The 19,026-nt window shown below is 42.9% G+C and carries 13 protein-coding genes; 6 read left to right on the top strand and 7 right to left on the bottom strand.

The genetic code is table 11. The features are described 5' to 3' along the window. The first annotated feature begins 2 nt into the window (after nucleotides 1–2). From Vgang_RS08165 to yegD, 5 genes are all read left to right on the top strand, one after another. Nucleotides 3–1,259 (top strand): tetratricopeptide repeat protein, encoded by a 1,257-nt coding sequence (locus Vgang_RS08165; RefSeq protein ID WP_211294104.1) that lies wholly within the window; start codon nucleotides 3–5, stop codon nucleotides 1,257–1,259. Beyond that, on the top strand, nucleotides 1,259–2,233 hold the full coding sequence (locus Vgang_RS08160) for an AraC family transcriptional regulator (protein WP_245879967.1): 975 nt from the start codon (nucleotides 1,259–1,261) through the stop codon (nucleotides 2,231–2,233). The genes Vgang_RS08165 and Vgang_RS08160 overlap by 1 nt, the downstream gene beginning before the upstream one ends. 110 nt (nucleotides 2,234–2,343) lie before the next feature. Next, nucleotides 2,344–4,488 (top strand): TonB-dependent siderophore receptor, encoded by a 2,145-nt coding sequence (locus Vgang_RS08155; protein WP_105903313.1) that lies wholly within the window; start codon nucleotides 2,344–2,346, stop codon nucleotides 4,486–4,488. 154 nt (nucleotides 4,489–4,642) lie between these two features. Then, complete coding sequence (locus tag Vgang_RS08150) at nucleotides 4,643–5,365, top strand: siderophore ferric iron reductase (RefSeq protein WP_157946043.1); 723 nt, start codon at nucleotides 4,643–4,645, stop codon at nucleotides 5,363–5,365. 120 nt (nucleotides 5,366–5,485) lie between these two features. After that, nucleotides 5,486–6,853 carry a molecular chaperone gene (gene yegD / locus Vgang_RS08145; protein WP_105903311.1) on the top strand — a complete coding sequence of 456 codons (1,368 nt, stop codon included), beginning with the start codon at nucleotides 5,486–5,488 and terminating at the stop codon, nucleotides 6,851–6,853. Nucleotides 6,854–6,955: 102 nt separating this feature from the next. On the opposite strand, the gene Vgang_RS08140 is transcribed toward yegD, so the two are convergent. The 7 genes from Vgang_RS08140 to Vgang_RS08110 all read right to left on the bottom strand — a co-directional run bounded on the left by Vgang_RS08140 (nucleotide 6,956) and on the right by Vgang_RS08110 (nucleotide 16,891). Continuing rightward, the gene (locus Vgang_RS08140) at nucleotides 6,956–7,471 is read right to left on the bottom strand and encodes an OmpA family protein (RefSeq protein WP_157946042.1); all 516 of its coding nucleotides are present in this window, start codon (nucleotides 7,469–7,471) and stop codon (nucleotides 6,956–6,958) included. 398 nt (nucleotides 7,472–7,869) lie between these two features. Continuing rightward, nucleotides 7,870–9,573, bottom strand: coding sequence for a bifunctional protein-serine/threonine kinase/phosphatase (locus Vgang_RS08135; RefSeq protein WP_105903309.1), 1,704 nt, complete (start codon nucleotides 9,571–9,573; stop codon nucleotides 7,870–7,872). Nucleotides 9,574–9,579: 6 nt separating this feature from the next. Next, a complete protein-coding gene (locus Vgang_RS08130) occupies nucleotides 9,580–10,428 on the bottom strand; it encodes a formate/nitrite transporter family protein (protein WP_105903308.1) in 849 nt (282 codons plus the stop codon). Between the two features lie 361 nt (nucleotides 10,429–10,789). Next, entirely contained in the window at nucleotides 10,790–12,763 is a 1,974-nt protein-coding gene (gene fhuB, locus Vgang_RS08125; RefSeq protein ID WP_105903307.1) for a Fe(3+)-hydroxamate ABC transporter permease FhuB, read from the bottom strand. Nucleotides 12,764–12,892: 129 nt separating this feature from the next. After that, complete coding sequence (locus Vgang_RS08120) at nucleotides 12,893–13,825, bottom strand: ABC transporter substrate-binding protein (RefSeq protein ID WP_170066856.1); 933 nt, start codon at nucleotides 13,823–13,825, stop codon at nucleotides 12,893–12,895. A gap of 90 nt (nucleotides 13,826–13,915) precedes the next feature. After that, nucleotides 13,916–14,686 (bottom strand): ABC transporter ATP-binding protein, encoded by a 771-nt coding sequence (locus tag Vgang_RS08115; protein ID WP_105903306.1) that lies wholly within the window; start codon nucleotides 14,684–14,686, stop codon nucleotides 13,916–13,918. 87 nt (nucleotides 14,687–14,773) lie between these two features. Continuing rightward, on the bottom strand, nucleotides 14,774–16,891 hold the full coding sequence (locus Vgang_RS08110; RefSeq protein WP_105903305.1) for a TonB-dependent siderophore receptor: 2,118 nt from the start codon (nucleotides 16,889–16,891) through the stop codon (nucleotides 14,774–14,776). A 247-nt stretch (nucleotides 16,892–17,138) separates the two neighbouring features. On the opposite strand from Vgang_RS08110, the gene Vgang_RS08105 reads away from it, so the two are divergent. Then, the gene (locus Vgang_RS08105; protein WP_105903304.1) at nucleotides 17,139–18,998 is read left to right on the top strand and encodes an ABC transporter ATP-binding protein; all 1,860 of its coding nucleotides are present in this window, start codon (nucleotides 17,139–17,141) and stop codon (nucleotides 18,996–18,998) included. The last annotated feature ends 28 nt before the right edge of the window (nucleotides 18,999–19,026 follow it).

Genomic DNA, 19,026 nt, shown 5'->3' with positions numbered 1-19,026 from the left:
AAATGAGTATGGGTATTTTAAAATCTTGGAAAAAGACATGGCGACATGCCGCGGCGGTTTGCTGTGCACTTGTCTGTTTTGCGTTATTGCCAACGGCAAGTTTTGCGGCAGGCTTGACCCCCTATGCAGGTAAGAAGCTTGCCCAAGCTGACGCCTTAGCCCAGCAAGATCATCTTGATAAGGCGATTGAAGTATTAAGTAGTTTTGAACCGAGTACCGATTATGACAAAGCGTTTGTAAGCCGTGTATTAGCTATTTATTACTGGCAAGCAGAGCAACCTAAATCTTCAATTTCTCAATTACGCAAATCGGTCGGCCTCAAGGCGCTTGAGCCAAAAGTTCAGTGGCAAGCCAATCGTATGTTGGCGGATATTTTGTATTCTCAGCAAGATTTTTCCAATTCAGCTAAAGAATACCGCAATACTCTGGCAATCAAATACAGCCCAACCGCACAAGATAAAGCGCAATTTCAAAAAGACACCAATGATGTGTATTTTCGTTTAGCGGCGGCCTATTACCAACAGCAGCAATGGAGCCAAGTTCGCAGTTCAATTGTGAAATACAAAGCGCCGGATGCTCAAAAACAGTTACAGTCTTTGCGTATGCAAGTGATCGCGGAGCTACAGCTTAAACAGTGGAACAATGCGGAAAGAACGTTGAGCAGTTTGATTCGAATTGAGCCTAATAATAAGGCTTGGTGGCAACAGCAGATTTCGGCTCAACTACAGCAACGTAAGAATCAATCTGCCCTCGATACGTACGCATTGGCGAAAAAGCAAAATGTGGAATTTACGGCCGCGGATTACAAAACATTGGCTCAGCTTTACGCGCAAAATAAAATACCAGAGCGTGGCGCTCGTATTATGCAGGAGATGTTTGATACCTTCCCGGATAGCAAAACGCAGGATAACCAGAAAACTCAGGCTTACTATTACCAAATGGCGCGTGAGTGGCCTAAAGCCATTGATACATGGGAAGCACTAGCGCAGCGTAATGCCAAGTATTACTGGCCGCTGACTCAGCTTTATTTACAACAGCGTGATTATGCAAAAGCGCAACAAGTGATTGATAAAGCGAAGCCTTATGCCAAACAGTCTGAATTTGCTATGGCTAAGATCCAATTGCTTTACCGACTTGAAAAGTACAACGACGCGTTAGCCGAAGCCAAGCGCCTCAACGAAGTTCAGCCGTCTGACTCTGCGAAAACGTGGATCGCCTTCTTACAAAATAAGCTGCAAAAACAGGAGATGGCTTCCTAGTGGCCGATTCTTTGAAATGTAGTGCTTCGGTAAGGTGCAGCGGTAATGCCGCGCACTTTACCCGCATAGAAAAGGTGTTGGAGTATATTCATCAACACCTTTTTTTACCTTTGTCTTTGGAAAATATTGCGCAAAAAAGTTGTTGGTCACGCTGGCAATTACAGCGTGTATTTCGCGCTGAGACCGGTTTGAATGTTGCGCAATATATACGAGAAATCAAACTGAGCGGGGCGGCGGAAACCCTGCTACAACAACCGAATGAACGTATTCTCGATGTTGCTTTAGCTTTTGGTTTTAACTCTGAAATCAGTTTTAGCCGGGCTTTTAAACAATTTTTTCACTGTTCTCCACGAGACTACCGTAAGCAAGGTATTCGCACCGGTTTACGCCAACCGATAGCTTTGGCTCAATTCGAATCGACGCAGTCCGATGTGTCAGCCGCAACACGGCAATTTACACAAATAAGGGTAGAGTCTAAGGATGAACTTCAATTAGTGGGTTGCCACGGCGAAATTAGTGGGCTATTTGCCAGTGAGCCGAATTTTCAAACTCAAGTTCCTGCTATTTGGCAAACATTCGAACGTACGTTGAACGTGAACTCCCCACCAAAGGTAACACGGTTTGGGGTGATCGATACCCTGAGTATGAACGCTGAATGTTTGAGTTACTGGGCATCGATGGAGTATTCCGAGTTCACTAATCCGCCATCTTATTCCGATCAACTTACTCAAGGTTCTGGCATAAAATCACTTACCATTCCAAAGCAGCAATACGCGGTATTGACTCATTATGGGCCGATTCACGGGCTCAAATCGAAACTTGAATGGTTGTTTACTCATTGGTTACCGCAAAGTGGCTATCGAGGCATTGATGGATTTGAGCTAGAAATTTATCCGCACGATTATCAAGCCCAAGATGATCAGGCTCAAATGGAGTATTGGCTACCAATTGAGGCGGTAAAAACACACATCTAAGCCTCAACTTGCACCAAATTGTTAACTTTCCTTGCTTGCAAAATCGTAATATATGCAAATGATAATGATTATCGTTAGTTTGTGGCGAATTTTGCAGTTAGGAAAGGAATATGCCTGTTATTGAAAAAAAATCTCTTCAAGTGACCACCGTTGCTTTAGCCGTTATGTCGGCGGTTTTTACCCCTTCTTTATATGCGGCAGAAGACAAAAGTGAACAAGATACGATTACTGTACTTGGTCAAACTTACCGAAATACCGCGACCAAAACCTCGTTAGAGCCAGAAGAAACGCCGCAAGCGATTTCGGTTATTGATTCTGAACAGTTTGAGAACCGTGGTGTGACGTCGGTTCAACAAGTGCTGCGCTATGCGCCTGGGGTCAATGCTGAGCTGAAAGGCGGTAGCGTGACTATGTATGACAACTACAACATCCGTGGTTTTGAAAATACCCAGATGTACTACGATGGCTTGGTATTACAATATTTAACCGGCTGGAACTTACAGCCGCAAATTGATCCCATCGCTCTTGAACGCGTTGAAGTGTTCAAAGGCCCAAGTTCAGTACTTTATGGTTCTATGCCACCGGGCGGGATGGTGAACTTAATTGCTAAGTCTCCTCAGAAAGAACGCCACACCGATATCTCGGTAGCAACCGGTTCACGCAATTTAGCCAAAGCCTCGATTGACACCACTGGGCAGTTTGGTGACTCCAATGTGTATTACCGTTTAATTGGTTTAGCGTCGCATCGTGATGGGCAAGTGGATAATACTACCGAAGAACGTTATGTGATTGCCCCCTCGATTGATTGGTATGTGACTGATAATACTCTTATTAACTTCAATTTTTATTATCAGAATGATCCGAACATGGGTATGAACTCGGCGATGCCAGCGTCCGGCTCGGTGTGGGATAACCCGAATGGTAGCATAGATAAGAATGCTTCAATGGGCGATAAAAACTGGAGCAAGTTCGAGCGTGAATTTTGGATGGCCGGTTATAAGATCGATCATCGCTTCAACGATAATTGGTCATTCTTACAAAATGCTCGCTTTATGAAGGCGGATTTGTACCAAGAGAATACCTATCATGCGGTGTCTGGTTGGGATCCAAGTACGGGGAATCTCGATCGTTATATATACAGCACGGATGAAGAATCGGAAGGCTTTACCATTGATAATCAATTGTCTGGTTTGGTTATTACTGGCCCGGTGCAACATAACTTGCTGCTTGGTGTGGATTATCAACACTTAAAGGGCAGTTCAAATTATACCAGCTATGGTTATGGCTCAGGTTATACCGCACCAAGTTTTAATGTATTTGCACCGAATAATAATCAAATTGATCGCTCTCAAGTGACTCCCGTTGGTGTTTACGTTGATGATGTCAAAGTGGAGCAACTCGGCTTCTATTTCCAAGATCAAATGCGAATTGATCGTGTGATCTTAATGGCGGGTGGACGTTTTGATAATTATCAGTCGAGTAGTGACTATGTCGGCACTGTGACAGAAGCTGATCAAAATAACTTCTCCTATCGCTTTGGTGCTATGTATGAGTTTGATTCCGGCTGGTCACCTTACATCAATTATGCAACGAGCTTTGAGCCTCAAGCGGGTAAAAATATAGCGGGTGAAGCGCTTGATCCATCAACAGGTCAGCAAATTGAAGGTGGGGTTAAGTATCAGTCTGCAGATTATGCGACGTCAATGACTGCATCACTATTCCATATTGTGAAAAGTGACGCCGTGGTCTCTGACCCTGATGACCCGACTTATCAAGCCAAATTACAAGTGGGTGAAGTTCGCTCTCAAGGTTTAGAATTAGACGGACGTACCATGCTGACAGACAATTGGGATATTGCAGCAAGCTACACCTACACGGATATGGAGATCACCAAAGATGCAACCGGCCTAGAAGGTAAAACGCCAATCTATGTACCAAAACATGCTGCGACCTTGTGGACTAACTATTATGTTTATAACGGTTTACTGGCAGGTACACGCCTAGGCGCTGGTGCACGCTATATTGGTGAGCGTCAGATGGATGCCGCCAATACAGACACAGTGCCAGATTACACTGTGGTGGACTTGTCCATGGGCTATGATTTAGCCAATTTTTCTAGTGGCTTAAGTGGCGCAGCACTGAACTTAAGCGTTAATAACTTATTTGATAAAGACACTTATACTTGCTACGACTCAGCCAACTGTTGGTATGGTGAAGAGCGTACGATAGAAGTGAATTTTGATTATAAATTCTAAGCAGAACTTTGCTTAAGAGAAAAATGCCATCTGTATTTTGAAGTGATTTTTTCAATCTAGATGGCATTTTTATTATTTGCGCATGATTTTTGCTTTTAATCTAAATAAAAACTAGTATCATTTCGTTTTCTGTAATTTGTTTGATGAGTTTTCTGTGACTGACCCAAGATATCAACAGCTGTTTCATTATGCCGATCATATCACCCCGTTTTTACACGGTGAGTTGATGACTGATGATCGTCAAGATGATTGGTTCTTTGCTGATCAGAATAATCAGCAATTACTGCAAGATATCTATTCCAAGCTGCAATTATCTCACCCTGAGGCTGGCCATGCTTACTGGCTCAATCGTACTTGGACTTTGCTTGTATGGCAGCCCGTTTATATCAGCTTTATCAGCATTTACGGCATCAGTGCCTTACCTTCACTTTCTAGCATGGCGCAACAATGGCGAGGTGACGCTAATTTTGTCGCCGGTTTCAAATTAGCCGATGAGCCAATGCAAGATGGCAGTGCCGAAGAATTAATTCAAATGGCGGCGACACAGCTGTTACCACTATTTGAACATTATCGTAGCCAATTAGATCAGTCTATTCGTATTCGCCCGGGTTTCACCCAGCACATTTTGGCAGATATGTTAGTCATGGCACTTTTACGTCTACAAGATTTGCACAAAGATTTACCGCAGGAGTATATTCCTCAACATGCTAAACGTTGGCTGACGGCGTTTGGTTTGTCGACCAAAGCCACGGATTCACTGCATTATGATCTTGTTGAAGCTAAGTGGCATTACGTACGCACCACTTGTTGTATGGTGTATCGTTGTGAAGGTCGTGGTTTATGTGCTGAATGCCCGAGAACAGCAAAGGATTTATGAACATTAATCAAATATTGCGCGGTCCTCACTAAAGTAAGCCACTCGCTTCATTTACTGCTATTTAATCCAAAATACGTTACTATCAGCGCCCTTTTTTGAACGGTGTGGCGTGAGGTAAGAATGTTTATTGGCTTTGATTATGGCACTGCAAATTGTTCTGTTGCGATAATGCAAAACGGGCAGCCTCAACTGCTTGCTTTGGAAAATTTAGGCTCAGCCCATTCTAGTCCTTACATTCCTTCTACCATTTGCGCGCCAACCCGTGAATCGATCAGCGAATATCTTTTTCGCTTTATGGATACTAAGCCGAAAGATACGCTGGGTGAGCAAGCCTTGCGCCGTGCAATTAATTTCAATCGTGAAGAAGACATTGAGCTGCAACTAGGCGATGTCCAGTTTGGTCAGCACGCATTGGATACCTATCTCTCTGATCCTCAAGAAGTGTATTACGTTAAATCGCCGAAATCATTTCTAGGAGCGAGTGGGCTTCATCATACTCAGCTCGTGTTTTTTGAAGATCTGGTTTGCAGCATGATGAAGAACATCAAAACGCAGGCAGAAGTATCCACAGAGCAAACCATTACTCAAGCTGTGATTGGTCGCCCCATTAACTTTCATGGTCGCGGTGGGGAAGATGCGAATCAGCAAGCCGAAGGGATTTTACGTCATGCGGCGACCCGCGCAGGCTTTCAAGACATTGAATTTCAATTTGAGCCGGTGGCCGCAGGTCTTGAATATGAAAGTACCTTGTCACACAATCAAACCGTGTTAGTGGTTGATATTGGTGGCGGTACTACTGACTGCTCTTTAATTGAAATGGGGCCAAGTTGGCAACAGCAATCAGACCGCACCGCCAGCTTACTCGGGCACAGTGGACAACGAGTAGGCGGAAACGATCTTGATATTCATTTGGCGTTTAAGAAAATCATGCCAATGTTTGGTTTTGGTTCACTTATGAACAGCGGAATCGAAATGCCCATCACGCAGTTTTGGAATCCGATTGCGATTAATAATGTGGTCGCACAGAAAGACTTTTACAAATCAGCCAACTTAAAAGCGTTGAAACTCTTGCAAAAAGAAGCACAAGAGCCTGAAAAGTTAGCGAGATTGCTTGCCGTATACCATAACACTCTAGGCTATCAAATTGTTCGTAAGGCAGAAGAAGCGAAGATTGGACTGTCTGAGTTTGATAAGCACACCTTAACCATACTGGTTGCGTCTGAGCTATTAGAGTTGGATATCTCTTTATCGCAAATGGTTGAAGCGGTGGATGTTCCTACGCAAAAAATGATGGACTTGGTAACGGAAGTAATGGCGCAAGCAAGTAAAAAGCCAGATGCTATCTTTATGACTGGTGGTAGCGCGCGTTCACCATTTCTACGTCAAGCACTAGAAAATACTTTGCCTAATGTGCCGATTATTTCAGGCAATTATTTTGGTTCGGTGACCGCAGGCCTTGCTCGTTGGGCTCAAACAGTATTTGCTTAATCCTGATTTGCAGACTTAGCTAAAAATTAAATAAAAAAATAGTGAAGCCAAATGACTTCACTATTTTATTGAGATTCTAAATCAGTTCTTATTGTTCAGAACTTATTCAGCTGCTGGCTCTTCAGTTGTTTCAGCAACAGGTGCTGGTTGTTCAACTTCAGCAGAAACAGTTACGTCTGCACGGCGATTTTGAGCACGGCCGTCTACTGTATCGTTATCAGCAACAGGAGAAGATTCACCTTGGCCGCTAACAGAGATTAGGCTAGCGTCAAAGCCTTGGCTTACCAGGTAGTCAGCTACTGCTTGAGCACGCTCTTCAGATAGTTTTTGGTTGTACTCATCAGTACCTACGCTATCTGTGTGACCAACGATAGTGATTGATTTAAGTTGAGCATCAGATGCTTTGCTTACAGCTTCATCAATTGCGTCAGTTGTTTTTAGAGTTGCTGAGTCAAAATCAAATAGTAGATCAGCGCTTAGGCTGATTGGCGCCATTACTGTTGCTGGTGCTTCTTGAGTTTGAGCAGGAGCTTCAGCTACTTCTTCGCTTGAGCTACAGCCCGCTAATGTTGCCATTAGGCCTAGTGCACAGGCCATACCTAGATAATTTTTTTTCATACGTTTTTCCATTATTGTTACCCCGATATTGAGCTATAGAATTTATCGTAGCCACTTATCAGCTAAGCGTATTCCTTCATAGAATCGCAAAAAACTTTAATTGCGATCCTAAATATAGTTGAAGTACTGATTTAATTACAGTTTCAGGTAACCTAATCCAGTTGTCACTTCAACTTATTATTTATAGCACCAATGATAGTAAATGAAAAATCAAAGATTTAGCTAGTCTTTTCGTGTTAAATCTATGTGATTTTTTGTTGATGGTTTTTATCATTAGCCAGTTTTTGAATACTTGTTAGTATTGTTAGAATAACCCGACTGTCAGAACTTCATTTGTCAAATATAACGATGTTAATAATTCTGCACGGTTGCAGGCCTGTAGTAAGCATGTGTTGCCGTTAAATATGTATTAGTGCTGTTATTAGTAAAATACTTAGCAATACACATAAGCTTTGCCAAAATCTGAGAGGGTTTCTCTCTATCCATGGAGGATTCAACTTGGCAAGAAATGCGGGATTAGGGTGGTGCAAATCATAAATAAACTCTGAAAGTAATTGGTAGCGTTTAACTGGGTTTGGGTGCAAAGCTTTTTTGAGTGTAGCATCAAGCCATATAGGAAGATCACGTTTCGGATCTACCACTGTTTGGTACTGCAATTTATATTGTGCTGATAGGGTGCGTGCTTTGGCCGCATTTAGCCCGTACGGGTAGCGACCTGATAGCATGTAATAGGTGAGAACGGCCAGTGAGTAGAGATCGGCATTTTCACTCGCACCCGCACCGATAAAATATTCTGGGGCGGTAAAAATAGCGGTACCAAGTAATTGGTCTTCTTCAAACTCGGTAATACCTGCGATCCTAACAGCGCCGAGATCGATAATTTTTACCGTACAATTATCATCAATCATGATATTTTCTGGTCGTAAATCCTGGTGCAAAATATCATTTCGGTGCAAAGCCATTAAGCCTTTGGCTATCTGTTGAATGATATTTCGAATTTGCGTCAAGCTTGGTTGAGGATGATCTCGCAACCACTGAGCTAAAGTTTGCCCTTGGACAAACTCACTGATAGTGTACCAATAGTGTCGAGCTCTATTCATCTGTGGAATTGATATGACATGTGGATTACTGATACGCTTCGCGACCCATTCTTCTAGCATTAATCTTTCCAAATATGCATCGTCATTAGAGTAATTAATAGAGGGTGTTTTGATGACCACTTGTTGTTTGTTGGACATATCAACAGCAAGATAGACATGACTCCGACTAGAACTATGAATATTCCTGATGATTTTATAACCATCGAACTCTTGGCCGACTTCAAGAATAGGTCGAATGGGTAATGGTTGGTCAAGTAATACATGTTGATTGCTATCATCGACTGAATCTATCTTTACAATTTGGACTGTTAAATTATCTTGGCTACCAGAATCTAAAGCATGCTGAACGAACCCTCGAGCACAATCTTCTAAATGATCGGGCAGGTTTCTGATGATGTCTTGAATGGTAGTAGCATTCATATAATCACTGACACCATCTGTCATTAATATGAAGATGTCATTTTCTTTGATTTCTAAGTGTTGATAATCGATATGAATTTGCCCTTCAGCACCTAATGCTCGACTTAAATAACTAGAAGTATTGCCATTATTGATTCGATGGTCTTGTGTTAGAACGGAAACTTGTCCATTTCTAAGGTGGTAAATACGGCTATCACCTACATGAACAATGTGAGCATGCCTTTTTTTGAGAATGAGAGCAGAAAAGGTACAGACATAACCTTTTTCAATATTAGATTGATAAGGCCCTTGTTGATTTTGGTTGTATAACCATGCATTGGTACTTTTTAATACTTGTCTAGCCGCATGGCTTACAGACCAAGCTTCAGATGTACAATAGTAGTCACTTAGAAAGCTTTTAATCGCGGTTTCGCTCGCAATTTGGCTCACTTGTGAACTGCTCACGCCATCACTCAATGCTATGGCTATTCCTTTTAACTCTAAATCTGGGGAGTTTGGGATCATAGCGCCGAAGCTATCTTGATTTATCTCTTTGCATCCGGCGCTAGAGCTCTGACCCAATCGTATCGTTAATTGAGTCATAATATATTAACTCACTGCAGTTTTAGTCGATGTTGATGCTGTGGTGTTAATAGTACGCTTAGGTGCCGTTTTATAATGTGTCGAATACAATGTTAGTCCAGTAAAGGCTAAACCACCGACAAGGTTACCGAGTGCTGTTGGGATTTCATTCCAAACAACATAATCCATGACAGAAAACTCGCCACCCATAATGAGGGCAAATGGAAATAAGAACATGTTAACCACCGAGTGTTCAAAGCCCATGAAAAAGAACAACATAACAGGCATCCACATAGCGATCACTTTACCGCTGACATGAGTGGAAATCATTGCGCCAACAACACCGAGAGATACCATCCAGTTGCACAACATACCTCGAATGAAAATTGTAAACCAACCTGCAACTCCATATTCGGCATAACCTAAAGTACGGTCTTCACCAATATGTGATACTTTTGAGGCTATCTCTCCGCCATCTGTGTTAAAGCCATAAGTGAAGATGAAAGCCATCATGAAAGCAACGACTAAGGCACCTAAAAAGTTACCTAAAAAGACTTTTCCCCAATGTGGTAAAATTTGTGACCAAGTGACACCGGGCCTTTTTGCTAGCCAAGCTAATGGAGTTAATACGAATACTCCAGTTAACAGATCAAATCCCATTAAATACAACATAATAAAACCAACGGGGAATAAAACGGATCCTAATAAGTGAGAACCTGTGGCAATCGCTACACTTACAGCAAAAACTGCCGCTAATGCTAGAATAGCACCAGCCATAAAAGAGCGGATGAGTGTATCGCGTGTTGACATGTAAATTTTCGATTCGCCAGAATCCACCATTTTGGTGACAAATTCAGTTGGGATTAAATAAGCCATAGTTTCTACCTTCATTTTCACCTGTTGAAACCGCAGGTGTTATGGTTAAAATACGTCGTTTATTAGCTCAATAATCGCTTTAAGTACGTATTCTAGGCATAAAAAAACGTCTACCCATGGCTATATTGGCAAGCAATTGAGTAGACGCCTTTGTCTAGAATTAAATTGTGTAGAGTATGCGTTTATTGATTAATAAGTATTAAGCAATAAAGGTGCCAAAATGGGATATCTTGTAAATTTTATATATATCAACTAGTTATATCTTTGCTGGGTAAGATTATAACTTGCTTGGTACAAAATAGTGAATAGATGAGTTCATGGTGCACCGAATAGGGGCGATAGGTACCGCTAAATTTATACGTCAACTTTTCTGTCCGCGAATAAGTAAGATTAAAAAGTAGCTTCCGCCGACAATAGACACGACTGTCCCAGCCGCAATTTGCATTGGAAATAACACTACTTGACCAATCCAGTCTGCTGCAATCATCAAGATGCCACCCATTAAGCCAGCAACAAGAAGTTGTTCGCGTGCTTGTTTAGCGCCTAGCATGACTGCCATGTGCGGTGCGAGTAAACCGACAAAGGCGACAGGTCCCATTGTAGTGGTTACTAAAGCACACAATAGCGCGACGCTGGCTAATAAAAATACGCTGGTGGTTTGTACATTAAGACCACGTGCCGCGGCGAATTGACGTCCAGCCGATATCAGCGTCAACCAGCGAGAAACACTGATCAGGCCGCCATAAATCACCGCCACACTGACCGCTAAAATCAATGCGTTGGTACTGGATACACGGTAGGTAGAACCCGCAAGCCAGCCTAAAATGGTGTAAGTATCTTGTGAGCCTTTGGCTAGCGCAAATTGCACCAAAGACTCAATTAATGCACTGATGGCAATACCGATTAAAATCATAGATGAAGGTGCGTATTGGTTTTTCCTACCTAGTAGCAGTAACAATCCGAGGACAACCATGCTGCCGGCAAAGGCGACTAAAGAGCCTGACGCAAAAATATTACTGCCTAAAAACACACTTGCCCCAACAAGCGCAAAGGTGGCACCAGCGGAGATACCTAAAATATCAGGGCTTGCCAACGGGTTGTAAATTAAGCGTTGCAGTACTGTACCAGCGGCCGCTAATGCAATGCCAGCAGCCAATGAGGTCACAAAACGTGGCCAACGTAAATCCCAATTAAAAGCATCAGGAATAGCCCAGTGAAAGCCTGTATCACTCATAGAAACAGTGATGCTGATGAAAATTAAAGCTACTGTAAAGGCAAGTAATGTTGGAATAGCAAAGGGAAATAACTGCGCTTTACTCGGTGGCAATTTGATAGAAATTTGATCTTGAGCCTTTAACGCTTTACGACTGAACCAAACTAAAGCGGGTGCGCCAATAGCGGCTGCGGTTGTGCCGCTGGGTATCATATCGAGCGTGATTTGGCTGATCAGTAGCGCCAAAATATCGGTCATTAACAGCGCAATACTGCCTATAAACATGCTGGTGTACAGCTCTGATTTTGGCGTTCTTGCCCCGATTGCACGCGCGATATTAGGTGATAATAAACCGATAAAACTGATCACCCCAACGGCAGTAATTGAGGCTGAAACGACCCAAAGCCCAAGCGCAATCAATAAGATGAAGTAGGGGATGACATTCAAACCACGAGCCGCTGCGCCCTGATGGCCTAGGCGCATTAAATTTAAAATTCGTGGTGCGAGTAATAACAGAGGAATGGCGACTAGCAAACGTGGTAGTAACCATTGCACCATTTCCCAGCCGTTTTGTGCTAAATCGCCTGCACCCCAAATAAAGACATTTTTAGCGTATTGATCGTTTAATAAAATGATGGCAGTAGCGATGGCGCCAAACAAAATATTGACCACCATACCCGATAAAATAAGGGGAAGGCCGGTAATGTTTTTCGGTCCAGCAATGGTAATGACCAGTCCCATGGCAAACATAGCCCCAACCATGGCAGACAGCGCCATATAATCGGTCGCCAGCGTTGGAAACCAAACATTGACGATAATTAAAGCCAGCCAAGCGCCGGATGAAGTCCCCAATGTCAGCGGAGACGTGAGTGAGTTTTGCGTGAGTTGCTGCATTAAGCTACCCACCAACCCAAGCATAGCCCCAACAATAATCGCCATCACCGCACGCGGCAATTGTGCGTAGACAAAATTAAAATCAGCGAACTCTTGCGCTTCAGCGCCTGTAAGTAAATGCCATTGTTGAGAAAAAGGCAGTGGGTTGCCGATTTGGAGGCTAAAGATTACCACTAGGGTAAAAGCGAATGTGAGAACAATTGCAGTAATAGTTGGAGAGCGGAGCATCAAAAGTTCCTGGGTTTCTAGTTCCTAGTCCCTAGGTGTTTACGCTAGGGATTAGGAGGTCATAATTAATTTTTCGTGAAGTAGTCGTTTTTTGACGAATTTCTTTTCCTAGAGTCTAGGAACTCGAAACTAGGGTTCTTTTATCTCTAGCAAACTTTCCGTTATCGACTCTGCAATATACTGCATCGACATCGCGCCGCCGTAATTCCAAACTGGCGCAGCTTCATTGACGTGGCCGTTGCGCACAAATGGCATGGCTTTCCATAACATCGATTTATTTAATTGTGCTTTTTGTTGGTCGCTGAATGGGCCAAAGTAAACGACATAACCATCTTTAATGTGCTGCAAATCTGTAATGCGTTTTTGGCTGATGCCCCAATGTTGCGGGGGTAAAGGCATAGCTGGCGTTAAGCCTAGTTGTTTTAATACGTAGTTGGTGGTTGAGTTTTCAGTATAAACATACACAGCCGTTTGGTTGGCAAAGCGCATCGCAAGTACTTGTGGCAAAGTTTCACCAAACGCAGCGGTTAATTGTTGGTTTAGCTCACTAAAGCGTGCGTTCATCGCATCAAGCTTGGTTTGAGCCAGTTCAGACTTATCGACTACCTGAGCGATGTGTTTAAAGTGAGTAATGACTTCTTGCGCGCTATCCACTTGGCCTTCATAAGATTCGTAATACAACACTGGAGCAATAGTTTGCAGACGAGGGATCAAATCTTTTTGCGGTGAGGCTGCGAGAATAAGATCTGGCTTTAATTCGGCCAGTTTTTGCATGTTAGGCTCTGCTCGTGTGCCTAGATCTTCCACACCTTCTGGAATCGCAGGTTTCACCACCCAAGTTGAATAGTCTTTGATATTGGGTACACCGACTGGAGTAATCCCTAGCTCTAAAAGTTGTTCTGCTAAATCCCAATTCAGAGCCACAATACGTTTCGGATGCGCTTCAAGTTGATGTTCACCAAGGCTGTCAGTTACCGTAATCGCAGCAAAGCTCGGTGAGGTGATAAATAAAGCCAAAATGGAAGCCATTAAGAAAGTTGGGATTTTAATGAGTTTCTTCATATTGAATAAGTTCCTGGGTTCTAGTCCCTAGTTTCTGGAAAGAGCGTTTTCTGAATCTCGAGCTACGAGCTGTCGAGACACGAGTATCGCCTATACAACCACCGCGATTTTTTGCTCTTGCTGCTGCGGGTGATCCAGCAATTGAATGTCGGTTTTGTATAAATCCGTTAATCTTTGTTCATCAAGCAATAATTCTTTGGCACCGCTAAACGCGATTTTGCCTTTCTTGAGTGCCACAATATGAGTTGCGTATCGTAGTGCTAAGTTTAAATCATGCAAGATAACCAGGACCCCGCATCCGGTTTCTTGATTTAAAGATTGCAGCAGATCCATTAAGTGATACTGATGATGAATATCGAGCGCAGAAGTCGGCTCATCTAAAATAAGAACAGGGGATTGTTGTGCCAGTAACATAGCAACCCAAGCACGCTGACGCTCACCGCCCGAAAGTTTATCCGCCAGGTTGTCGGCGTATTGTTCTACACCCGTTTTGCTCATGGCTTCTACAATGATTTGTTCATCGTCATTTTGCCAACGGCCAAACACACCACGCCAAGGAAAGCGGCCTAGACGCACCAGTTCTTTCACGGTTAATCCAGCCACATCAGGCAATTTTTGCGGTAGGAAAGCGATTTCTTTTGCTAATTGCTTTTGAGAGAACTGACGGATCTCGGTGTCATTTAGCATCACAGAACCCGAGTCAGCTTCCGCTTGGCCTGAGAGTAAATTGACCAGTGTGGATTTGCCACTGCCATTATGACCAAGCACGACGGTGAGACCATTACTAGGAATGGTTAATTCATCAATCGATAAAATATCGCGATTATCTCGATGAACGCGAACTTGGCTGAGTTTAAACATATTTTTCTCTAGGTCTTGTTATTTCGTGAGATAGAAACGAAAACTAGGGCTATTGTACTCAATAGCCCTAGTGTAGTTAAGGTAATATTACCAACTGTAGTTTAAGTTAGCTGTCACACGACGTTCTTCACCATAGTAACAAACCGTGCTAGAACAACTTGCCACATACTCTTTATCAAGTAGGTTGTTAGCATTCACTTGAAGCTGCAACTGGCGTGTAAATTGGTAGCTTGCCATCGCATCCCAGAGCGTTGTGTCTGAAATTTTGTCGCCAGTTGTAGAGTTTACGCTTGTACCAAGATAACGAACACCAGTACCCATTCTTAAGTCAGGTAAGCCTAGCGATGCAAAGTCATATTGAACCCAACCTGTCGCTAAATGTTCAGGAACTAGAGACGCTTGGCGATAGCCGCCATTAATATCATCTACTTCTTCTAGGTTGGTGTAAGTATAGCTTGCTGTTAGTTTTAAGTTTTCAGTAACAAATGCCGAACCTTCAACTTCTACACCTTGGCTTTTTTGATCGGTTTGGCTAGTGCCTAACACGCCATTTGAGTCAACGACTGATGTAGTTGCATTATCTTGTTTGATATCAAACCAAGCAATATTGAAATATCCATCTAACCATAATGGGGTGTATTTAACACCGACCTCGGTTTGTTTACTTTCAATAGGTTCATATAGTTTGTTAGTTGTGAAGTCTAAGCTCGCTGAAGTATAGAAAGAGCTCGAGTAACTGACATAAGGCGATAAGCCATTGTTGGCTAAGTACATCAAACCAGTGTTAAACGAGAATTGGCCATCATCAATTTTATCTGCATATAAACCAGTATTTTCAACTTTCACCCAGTCATAACGTAAACCTAGGTTTGCAACCCAATGGCTAGCTAGGATAGATTGAAGTTGAGCGTAGGTACCGATTTGCTCTTTGGTTATGTCATTGTTATACATAGTACCAGAAAGGTCGGCAGGTACGCCGTTGTCATAGGTCGGGCTACGGCTATCAACAATGCCTGTTGAAGAGCCTAGTCCATTACCCATCCAATTGTTGTTATGATGTTGATAGTCGACACCAACCACAACTTTATTTTCCGCAATGCCAGTCACAAAATCGGCAGTCAAGTTATTGTCGAAGGTGTAACTATGCGAGTCACCATCATTAATTAACGTAGATCGAAGTAGTGTATTAGGATCCGCGTCACCGCCCCAAGCTGGATCATAATCATTTGAGTAGGCACTGGTACTGCGTAAGTAAAGCTCTTTATAAGCAAAGTTAAAGTTTTGCTTATACGTCCACACATCATCAATATCGTATTTAAATTGGTAGCCAGCAGAGACTTGAGTTTGGTCTAAACGGTCAGTATCAGGTTGGCCATAGTTGGTGGTTGGATCAATATAACCGCCATCAGGTAGAGCTCGGTATGTGCCATCCACAGGGAAGAAACCATTATTTGGTACACCAGTATCTTTCGTAAAGCTGCTTAATAGCGTTAATGTGGCTTTTTCATTGAAATCAATTGTATAGCTCGGCGCAATATAAAAACGTTCATTTTTAGTTCCATCTAGAGCGCCATCTTTACGATTGACCATTGCAACTAAGCGATAGCGTTGATCACCAGTGTCATTTGCCCAGCCGGATACATCTACACCAAGTTGCATATAATCACTGGTACCACCAGAAATGTTAATGCTGCCTTGCGGTACATCGGTAGGTTTCTTTTGAACTACGTTGAGTACACCGCCTGGTTGAGAGTCACCATAGAAAATCGCACTTGGGCCTTTTAAAAGCTCTACGCTTTCCATGCCATAAGGCTCTGTTGACCAACCAAAGAAACCTTCTTTGTATAGTCGGTTTCCATCTAAATAAACACTAGGCTCAAAGCCGCGGACAAGTAGCCAATCGGTATCGACATCTGAACCGTATGGAGAAACTACACTGGTGTTATAGCGGAAGGCTTCATCAAGCTTGAGTACGTCATGAACTTCAAGTTGTTCTCGATCGACGACGGTAATGCTTTTCGGAGTTTCTTCGATAGGCGTTTCCACCTTCAACGCCGAAGCAGTGACGGTAATCGTATCTAGGTTCTGTGTGTCGGTGGCTTCTTCAGCAAGAGAGGGAAGTGCAAAAAGGGCTAAAGAAAGTCCTAGAGCTGGTTTCATGACATTTGAAACGGCTTTTGAAAGAGGATGTTGTGTGAAATGCATAAATCAATCCGTTGTTATTCACTTGTTATTGAGAATCGTTATTGTTTCGAATTGTATTCATTTTTCGGCCTGATGCCTAGTGCTTATTTTCAGAATGGTAAATAAAGCATGGAGATCATGATCAAAATCAATAGGGGGTGGGAAATTACTCAATTTACCTTTATCATAGCGACCCTGATTTGCCGTTCCCTTTTATTCGAAGCCTGCTTTGGTAGCCTTTGAATCCAATTCTTTATGGAATATCTCTATGTTCAAATTTTTTGAAGGGCTCACTAAGCCTTTTCCAAAAGATGAAGTCATCACGCCGCCGAACACCTTGTTCGCATTCTGTATGCATTACAGTCGTGATTTTTTATTACCGATTGTACTGATGTCGGTGTTGAGTGCTTGTATTGCGATCATTGAAGTGTCATTGATGGGCTTTATGGGCTCGATTGTTGATATGCTATCGAACCACACCCCTGAAACCTTATGGGATGCCGAAGGGGCGAAGATCATTGGCATGGGGCTGGTCATTATCATCGTGATCCCAATCATTGGTTTCTTGCATTCAATGATCATGCACCAAAGTTTGTTGGGTAACTTCCCAATGTCGATTCGTTGGTTGGCACACCGCTATTTACTTGGCCAAAGTGTCACCTTTTATCAGGATGATTTTGCAGGTCGAATTGCAACTAAAGTGATGCAAACTTCACTGGCCATTCGTGAAACGGTCATGAAAGTGGCGGACTTGTTTGTCTACATTACTGTGTATTTTGTTTCGATGTTTGTGCTGATTGCCAAAGCGGATCTATGGCTCATGGTGCCTGTTTTCGTGTGGTTAGTCGCGTATGTGCTGACTCAAGTTTACTTTGTACCAAAAATGAAACGCATTGCGACCGCTCAGGCTGATGCTCGTTCATTGATGACAGGTCGAATTGTTGACAGCTATACCAACATTTCTACCGTGAAGCTGTTTTCACACACCAATCGTGAGACCGAATATGCTGAAAAGGGCATGCAGTCGTTTTTGAAAACGGTGTACGCTCAAATGCGCATGGCAACGGTCTTCTTGTTTAGCATTGATATGATCAACTACTTGTTGTTGTTCTCGATTGCTGCTTTGTCGATTGGTTTATGGATGAACAGCATGATCACCGTGGGTGCGATTGCCGTTGCGATCAGTTTGGCACTACGTATTCAAGGTATGTCGAAGTGGATCATGTGGGAAATCAGTGCCATTTTCGAAAACATTGGTACGGTTGTTGATGGTATGAATACCTTATCGAAGCCTGTGGTGACTCAAGATGTTGATAACGCTCCTGCATTAACCGTGAACGAGGGTAACATTGAGTTCGATGACATTAGTTTCCATTATGGTGAAGCCAATAAAGCGGTGATTAGCCACTTGAACTTGAATATTAAGCCGGGTGAAAAAGTCGGTTTAGTTGGTCGCTCCGGCGCAGGTAAATCAACGTTAGTCAATCTATTACTTCGTTTCTATGACCTAGAAAGTGGCACTATCCGTATTGATGGACAAGATATTTCGAAAGTTCAGCAAGATTCATTGCGTGGAAAGATCGGTATGATCACGCAAGATACTTCGCTGTTACACCGTAGTATTCGTGACAATATTTTGTACGGTCGCCCAAATGCCACAGAAGAAGAAATGCTGGCAGCGACCAAACAAGCGCACGCGCATGAGTTTATCGAAACCTTGACCGATACATTTGGCAATACAGGCTATGATGCGCAAGTGGGTGAGCGTGGGGTAAAATTGTCTGGTGGCCAGCGTCAGCGTATCGCGATTTCACGCGTACTACTGAAAGATGCGCCAATCTTAATTATGGATGAAGCGACATCAGCACTCGATTCAGAAGTAGAAGCAGCGATTCAAGAAAGCTTGTATGAATTGATGGAAGGTAAAACGGTTATTGCTATTGCACACCGTCTTTCTACCATTGCGGCAATGGATCGATTGATCGTGCTTGATAAAGGTGAAATCTTAGAACAAGGTTCACACCAAGAATTGCTTTCTCAGGGTGGTATCTATGCTCAACTTTGGGCGCACCAAACCGGAGGATTCTTGGGCTCAGATGACGATGAGCAAGAGCAGCAAAGCGCTTAAATTAGGTTAATGACACATAATAAAAGGG

It is taken from the genome of Vibrio gangliei (assembly GCF_026001925.1).
Taxonomy (GTDB): Bacteria; Pseudomonadota; Gammaproteobacteria; order Enterobacterales; family Vibrionaceae; genus Vibrio; species Vibrio gangliei.
The sequence above is the reverse complement of the archived record's forward strand: the minus strand, read 5'-3'. Positions and strand labels throughout refer to the sequence as shown.

Bases quoted from the DNA above. Each gene is read 5' to 3' on its own strand.
- Vgang_RS08130 (WP_105903308.1), bottom strand. From the start codon at position 10,428: ATGGCTTATTTAATCCCAACTGAATTTGTCACCAAAATGGTGGATTCT.
- Vgang_RS08110 (WP_105903305.1), bottom strand. From the start codon at position 16,891: ATGCATTTCACACAACATCCTCTTTCAAAAGCCGTTTCAAATGTCATG.
- Vgang_RS08165 (WP_211294104.1), top strand. From the start codon at position 3: ATGAGTATGGGTATTTTAAAATCTTGGAAAAAGACATGGCGACATGCC.
- Vgang_RS08115 (WP_105903306.1), bottom strand. From the start codon at position 14,686: ATGTTTAAACTCAGCCAAGTTCGCGTTCATCGAGATAATCGCGATATT.
- fhuB (WP_105903307.1), bottom strand. From the start codon at position 12,763: ATGCTCCGCTCTCCAACTATTACTGCAATTGTTCTCACATTCGCTTTT.
- Vgang_RS08105 (WP_105903304.1), top strand. From the start codon at position 17,139: ATGTTCAAATTTTTTGAAGGGCTCACTAAGCCTTTTCCAAAAGATGAA.
- Vgang_RS08140 (WP_157946042.1), bottom strand. From the start codon at position 7,471: ATGAAAAAAAATTATCTAGGTATGGCCTGTGCACTAGGCCTAATGGCA.
- Vgang_RS08120 (WP_170066856.1), bottom strand. From the start codon at position 13,825: ATGAAGAAACTCATTAAAATCCCAACTTTCTTAATGGCTTCCATTTTG.
- yegD (WP_105903311.1), top strand. From the start codon at position 5,486: ATGTTTATTGGCTTTGATTATGGCACTGCAAATTGTTCTGTTGCGATA.
- Vgang_RS08155 (WP_105903313.1), top strand. From the start codon at position 2,344: ATGCCTGTTATTGAAAAAAAATCTCTTCAAGTGACCACCGTTGCTTTA.
- Vgang_RS08135 (WP_105903309.1), bottom strand. From the start codon at position 9,573: ATGACTCAATTAACGATACGATTGGGTCAGAGCTCTAGCGCCGGATGC.